Annotated in this window: 1 protein-coding gene; it reads right to left on the reverse strand. The window is 53.3% G+C overall.

The annotated features are described in order from the left end of the window. The coding region (locus EN846_RS35685) for an ATP-dependent endonuclease (protein ID WP_135928150.1) at positions 1–302 on the reverse strand (302 nt) is incomplete at both ends.

Consider the following 302-nt stretch of genomic DNA (forward strand, 5'->3'; position numbering starts at 1 on the left):
GCCTTCTATTTTCAGCAATATGATTATTTCGCTCCTCCTGGATCCGATCATGATTTCTCCCCTTGGCCAATGCGCGCGCTTCAAATCCGCCATCAGCATCAAACAGCGAATACACAGGAACACCAATAGACGATAGGATTGCATGCGCAAGCGGAATTGACATCTTCCCCCCAACGGGAACGATAGACAAGCCTGCCGCCTCAAGTGAGCCGGGAGATTCTCTGTCGCCAACCCCATAGAATACCGCTGCCTCTGTCGGCCCCTCGACGATAAGCGCGCGATTTGCAAAAAGCGCGACAGCC

The sequence above is a fragment of the Mesorhizobium sp. M4B.F.Ca.ET.203.01.1.1 genome (assembly GCF_004791025.1).
GTDB lineage: Bacteria > Pseudomonadota > Alphaproteobacteria > Rhizobiales > Rhizobiaceae > Mesorhizobium > Mesorhizobium abyssinicae.